5 protein-coding genes are annotated in these 6,553 nt (G+C 47.0%); all 5 read left to right on the top strand.

Features of this window, described 5'->3' with window-relative positions; translation table 11 throughout:
- Positions 1–563: 563 nt before the first annotated feature.
- The 5 genes from IM456_RS08370 (at position 564) to IM456_RS08350 (ending at position 6,231) form a co-directional block, all read left to right on the top strand.
- A complete protein-coding gene (locus IM456_RS08370; protein WP_287694062.1) occupies positions 564–1,031 on the top strand; it encodes a helix-turn-helix domain-containing protein in 468 nt (155 codons plus the stop codon).
- Between the two features lie 7 nt (positions 1,032–1,038).
- Positions 1,039–3,657, top strand: coding sequence for an ABC transporter transmembrane domain-containing protein (locus IM456_RS08365; RefSeq protein ID WP_287694060.1), 2,619 nt, complete (start codon positions 1,039–1,041; stop codon positions 3,655–3,657).
- 2 nt (positions 3,658–3,659) lie between these two features.
- Positions 3,660–5,114, top strand: coding sequence for a beta-barrel domain-containing protein (locus IM456_RS08360; RefSeq protein WP_002791278.1), 1,455 nt, complete (start codon positions 3,660–3,662; stop codon positions 5,112–5,114).
- 100 nt (positions 5,115–5,214) lie between these two features.
- Positions 5,215–5,949: a foldase protein PrsA gene (locus tag IM456_RS08355; protein ID WP_287694057.1), complete on the top strand. Its 735-nt coding sequence runs from the start codon at positions 5,215–5,217 to the stop codon at positions 5,947–5,949.
- A 57-nt stretch (positions 5,950–6,006) separates the two neighbouring features.
- Positions 6,007–6,231 carry a type II toxin-antitoxin system MqsA family antitoxin gene (locus IM456_RS08350; RefSeq protein ID WP_045358585.1) on the top strand — a complete coding sequence of 75 codons (225 nt, stop codon included), beginning with the start codon at positions 6,007–6,009 and terminating at the stop codon, positions 6,229–6,231.
- Positions 6,232–6,553 lie beyond the last annotated feature (322 nt).

Raw genomic sequence — 6,553 nt, 5'->3', positions numbered from 1 at the left:
ATAATAAATTTGGCAGAGGATTAAAGATTAGTTATTGTGACTAACTCTTTTGGTTAGAACAAGATAAACTTGAGAATCTTCGGTCAAATTTATTGACTCAAAATCAGCTATACTTAATTTAAATGAAACAGCCCTAGGGGTGATGGGGGTTAGGTGTTAGAGAGGTTTGAGCGGGCGAGAGAAAAAGAATTTAATAGACTCCGTAATGTTCACTTTTGCAGCCGAAATAATAATTTAAGGACAGCGAAAGAGATCGTCACCCGGGGAAGTCAGCCCATTGTACAACCTAGTAAGTAGGTGGGTGGAATTAAATATAAGATGAACGTAGGTTGGGTTGAATCATGAAACCCAACGCCCGCATGGGTTACGCTACCGCTAACCCATCCTACAAATAATTGTGCTGCATAATGTTCACTTTCGCAGCTGAAATAATAATTTAAGGACAGCGAAAGAGATCGTCGCCCAGCGAATTCAGCCCATTGTACAACTTAGTACAACTTTCTTGCCTCAACGCTCCGACCTGCTGCTGTCTGCTTTTACTTATAGTTGCAAAGGCTATGTCAATGTCATCAAGCACCGGTAAATATCTATCCTCATCCCAACGTCAGCAACTTCTCGAAATCTCAACAGAACCGAATATCTCTGATGTTGATCGCAAACGGATTCAAATCATTCTTTTCGCTGACGAGGGCAAATCCCAGAACGAGATCCGTAAGCTTCTCGATTGTACTGCCGCCACCGCTAGTAAATGGATACTGATCGCCGAGAGTGGCAAGATCGATCGCTGGCAGAAATACCGCCGCGGTCGCCCTTCAAAAGTTGATCAACCCTACCTCGATCGCCTGAAGGAACTGATTAGTAAATCCCCCCGGGATTTCGGCTATTCCTTTAAGCGATGGTCGGGAGTTTGGTTAGCGCGGCATCTAGAGAAAGAATTCGGGGTTGCACTCACCCCCACCCACATCAATCGCCTCCGCAAACAGCTACAGCCGCTCCGCATCGTCGATCTTTCTCCTTCAGCCAAAGCTTAAAACAACTATGCTCGATACTCACAGCCTCGTTAATCCGTGGCCGGAATTCCTGTCCGAAACCCAGTGGCGGAGTCTCCAGAAAACGGCGATCGCCCTCTCTCCCGAAGCAGGTACACTGCCCGTACAGTCGGGGTTATACCTAGTCGTTGGCGGCAAAGTTCGGATAGCGAACTCGCAGCAAAAAGAGATGATTGCGCTCAAAACCGGCGAATTTTTCGGGGAATTCTCCCTCTTTCCCCGATCGGGTTTTCTTCCCTACTCGGTTCGAGTCTCGGCGAAGGCGGAACTACTTCTTATCCCCGAGTCCGCCCTGAGGCCGATCCTGAAAAAACACCCCGCCCTGAAAAAAACATTACTACAACGGGCGCGGGAAATTGAGCAACTTCTTGGGACGAAGACAGAAGAAACGGACAAAAAAAGCGATCGAGCCTATTTCCCCTCTCCGGCGCAGCGGTTAGGTCACTGGATCGGGCAATCCCTCCGCCGTTATCCCTTCTTCGAGCAACAGTCCGCCTCCGATTGCGGGGCGGCCGGTTTAGTCATGATCGCCCGTTATCACGGCAAAAGAATCAGCGTCAACCGTTTGCGGGAAATGGCCAACGTCAACCGCGACGGGGCATCCCTGAAGGGACTGATCACCGCGGCGGAAAATATCGGCCTCTCCACCCGTCCGGTAAAAGCGACTCTAGAGGGATTAGGGAAACAGCCCCTACCGGCGATCGCTCACTGGGAAGGCAAACACTTCGTTGTGATCTGGAAAATTACCCCCAAACAGGTGATTATTGGCGATCCGGCGATCGGGCAATTAACCCTAAGTCGTGCCGAATTCACCAGTAAATGGACGGGATTCACCCTGCTGCTCCAACCGAACCAGAAATTTCGGGACACGAAAGAGGATAAAACCTCTCTCTGGCAGTTTTATCGCTTACTGGAACCCCATTGGTTCGTACTGCTGGAAATTTTCGTCGCCTCGCTTTTTATCCAGATATTCGGCTTAATTACGCCGATTTTCACCCAGTTAATCCTCGATCGAGTAATCGTCCAGGGGTCGTTAACCACCCTTTGGGCGATGGGGATCGGTGCGCTAATTTTCGGGGTTTTTCGGGTGGCAATTACTGGTTTACGCGCCTATCTCCTCGATCACACCGCTAATCGCATCGATACGGCATTAATCACCGGTTTTATCCGCCATACCCTCAGCCTTCCCCTCGGTTATTTCGAGTCCCGCTATGTGGGCGATATTATTTCCCGCGTCGGGGAAAATCGCAAGATTCAGCGTTTTCTCTCTGGGGAAGCTCTCTCGATTTTACTTGACTTATTAACGGTTTTCGTGTATGTGGCGGTGATGTTCCGCTATAGCTGGCAATTAGCCCTCATCAGTTTAGCGATCGTGCCACCGTTCTTTCTGCTGGCGTTAATTTCTACCCCTTTTCTCCAGCGAATATCCCGGGATATCTTTCAGGCGATCGCTAAAGAAAGCAGTTACCTGATCGAGATTTTAACCGGTATTCGTACCGTCAAATCTACCGCCACAGAGCGCTCGACCCGTTGGCACTGGGAAGACCTTTTCTCGGTGGAGGTCAAGAAAAATTTCTCCGGGCAGATCATCGGCAATAATCTCCAGATATTCAGTAATCTGATCGAATCTTTAGCGACGACGGGGTTACTCTGTTTCGGTGCCTATCTAGTGATTCAAAATCAATTATCGATCGGACAACTGATCGCCTTTAATATGCTTTTTGCCCAGATCATCGCGCCTTTTCAACGCTTAACCGTTCTCTGGACGCAATTTCAAGAAGTCAATATCGCCGTCGAGCGGATTAACGATGTACTAGACGCAAAGCCGGAGGAGAATTTAGAGGAACTTTCCCGTCAGTTTCTCCCGGAATTACAGGGACATATTCGCTTTGAAAATGTCACCTTTCGCTACCACAACGACAGCGATCGCAATGTTTTAGAAAACCTCAGTTTTGAGATTTTACCCGGTCAAACCGTTGCCCTCGTCGGTCGGAGCGGTTCGGGAAAAACCACGATCTCGAAATTGCTGATCGGCCTCTATCCCCCCACCGATGGGAAGATATCGATCGACGGTTACGATCTGAGTACGATCGCCCTCAGTTCCCTCCGGCAACAGGTGGGAGTCGTCGATCAGGATACCTTTCTCTTCGGTTCCACGATTCGGGAAAATATCAGTTTAGGACATCCCGATCGCCCCCTAGAAAATGTGATCGAAGCGGCGAAATTAGCGGGAATTCATGACTTTATTCAATCACTGCCCATGGGGTACGAAACCCAAATCGGCGAGGGTGGAGGGCTACTTTCTGGGGGACAGAGACAACGGATCGCCATCGCTCGATCGTTGATGGGAGAACCGCGGTTATTAATCCTCGATGAAGCCACTTCCCACCTCGATACCGAATCGGAACGGATTATTCAAACAAATCTCCAAAAAATTCGGCAGAATCGCACGATGGTGATTATCGCCCATCGCCTCTCTACGGTGCGGAACGCGGATTGTATTCTCGTTCTCGATCGAGGGGTATTAGTCGATAGTGGAACCCACGAAGAATTAATGGCCCGTCCCGGTATTTACCGTAATTTGAACTCTAATCAATTGAGTGAATAACTATGACAACCAATCTAGACAGAGAGCGCGATAACTGGTCTTTCCAGACCAAAGAATTGATCGATACTTTACCCCTACCCTGGACGCGTGGTTTACTCTATTTTCTGATTATTTTCGTCTCGATCATTCTCCCCTGGGCGATATTCTCAAAAGTCGATGAAACGGGTGTTGGTCCAGGAAAACTGGAACCCCAAGGGGAAACAGTCAAACTCGACGCAATCACCGCAGGAGAAGTGGAAAAAATCTATGTCCGTGAAGGCCAAGAGGTGAAAGCAGGACAACCGATTTTAACCCTAGATTCCTCATTAATCGGCAAGGAAATACAACAAATCGAGGAGAAAATAGAAGGACAAAAAAGCCGTCTTTCCCAACAGAAACTTGTCAAAAGTCAGTTAGAGATTTCTTTAACCACCCAAAGCCAACAAAATCGCGCGGCAGCCGCGGAAAAAGAAGCCTCGATCGAACAAGCGCGGGAGAATGTGGACGCATTAATCAAGAAGGCCAAAATATCCCTAGAAGAACAACAAGCGCGAGTCAATCAAGCGAAAACCGCCCTCGCACAAAGTCAGACCGATTATCCGATTCTCAAAAGTCGTTATGAAACGGCTTTAAAAGAAGTCGATCGCTACCGAAAAGCGTGGGAGGATGGCGCGATATCGGAGGTGCAATTCATCGAGCGCGAGGACAATGCCAAGGAGCGCCAACAACTCTACGAGCGGGGAAAAGCGGAGGTCAAAGAAAATCAACATAAACTAGCGGAATTAAAAAGTGCCTACCGTCAGACGAGTCAACAAACGAGCGCGGATATCGCCCAAGCGCGTCTGCAATTACAGGAGCGGCAGCGGGGTTATCAAAGTCTCCGCCATTCCAACGAGTTGGCACTCTTAAGGGTACAGGAGCAGATTAACAATCTAGACACGGAGATCGCAACACTGGCATCGGAAATCGCCCAAAGCGAGAGCCAACGGCAAGCGCTCCAAATCCAACTAAGTCAGAGGGTTTTAAAGGCGAATACCGACGGCACAATCTTTTCATTACCGATTAAACGCGCGGGTGCGGTGGTGCAGTCGGGAACGCGGGTTGCGGAGATAGCACCGAAAGGATCGCGGTTTATTCTCAAGGCAGAAATGCCCACGGATCAAAGTCAATTTCTCCGCGCCGGTATGCCGATAAAAGTCAAGTTCGATGCCTATCCTTTTCAGGATTACGGCATTATCGGCGGCAAGATCACCAAGAAATCACCGACGGCGATCGAAAAGGAAACGCCCAACGGAAAAATCAACGTTTTCGAGCTAGAAATTCAACTCGATCGCTCCTGTATTCAAAAGGGAAATCAATGTATTCCCCTCAATCCGGGGGATACGGCTACCGCAGAAGCGATCGTCCGTCAGCGTCGGGTGATCGATTACATCCTCGATCCCTTTAAGGATCTGCAAAAAGATGGGTTAAAACTCTAGTTTTTTTAGGTATCGAAGCCAAATTACTTACACTCCTCGCTAACCCTCTTGCCTATCTCAACTAGGAAATTAATTTCGCATAACTGTTTAAGGAGTCATTATGTCCCATAGTATCACCATCACCAATCAAGACCTTATCCAACAGCTTAAGCTATCGGGGAAAGTCCCCGAAATGGCCGAGGGAATTATCGCTCGGAAAATCATCACCGAAACTGCCACGGAAGCGGGGATTAAAAACACAACTGACGAGTTACAACAGGCGGCCGATCAATTCCGTCTCGCCAAAGGATTACATAACGCCAAAGATACATGGAATTGGTTGCAAAAACAGGGCTTATCCCTAGATGATTTCGAGGAGATCGTTCAATTCAATTTACTATCGGGTAAATTAGCCGAACATCTTTTCGCAGACAAAATTGAATCCTATTTTGTGGAACACCAGCTAGATTATACCGGCGCGGTGATCTACGAGGTGGTGTTAGCAGATCAGGCGATGGCAGAGGAGTTGTATGAATCGATTCAGGAGGAGGAAATCAGCTTTCAGGAAGTAGCGCATCGCTATATCGAGGATGTGGAATTACGACGCAAGGGAGGTTATCGCGGTACTGTTTACCGTAAGGATTTACGACCGAATCTTTCGGCCGCAATTTTCGCATCGGATTCTTCTCGATTGTTGAAACCGCTGCAAGGCGATCGAGCTTTTCACCTGATTTTCGTCGAGGAAATCCTTAAGCCAAAATTAACCGAGGAGTTGGCTCTGAAAATCGGTGTCGATTTGTTTAACGGTTGGGTAAAGGAGAAGATTCAAGAGATAGAATACGAGTTTAGTAATTAATTGTGGATGGGGTGGGTAATACTCACCCCGCAAACATAGTAAGGGAAGATAAGAGTTATGGAATGTGTTATCTGTAAACACGGCACGACTCGATCGAGTTTTGTTACCGTTACTTTAGAGAGGGATAATTGTATCGTGATTTTAAAACAAGTCCCTGCGGATATCTGTCAGAATTGCGGGGAGTATTATCTAAGCGAGTCGGTCACTGCGGAGGTTTTACAGAAGGCCGAAGATGCGGTTAACAAAGGTGCGGAAGTAGAGATTATTCGCTATGTCGCTTAAGTACACTATAAAACTATAAAATTAATACATATTGTATTAATAAAATACCAATAATCCGATTATTCTTGAGTGAGCTTATTCAGTATAAAAACAAACAAAGCGATTTTTAATACATACACTTTTAAAAATTCCTGAATCTATTCATTAACAGAATTCCCAGTTAATTAAAAAAATAAATAGTGGTTCTTCGTTACTTAGTATGGTTCGATAGGGTGGCATAAATGGACTAAATCCTTATCTGGCAAGAGATTTAATTGATTAGTTCGCTCTAGATCGAAACCAATTAACAAAAATCGCCAAATGTCTTTCTCTATAAGAGTTT

The organism is Microcystis sp. M079S1 (assembly GCF_020246425.1).
GTDB classification, from domain to species: domain Bacteria; phylum Cyanobacteriota; class Cyanobacteriia; order Cyanobacteriales; family Microcystaceae; genus Microcystis; species Microcystis aeruginosa.
Note: the sequence above shows the minus strand (reverse complement) of the source record. Positions and strands in the feature narration are given on the sequence as shown.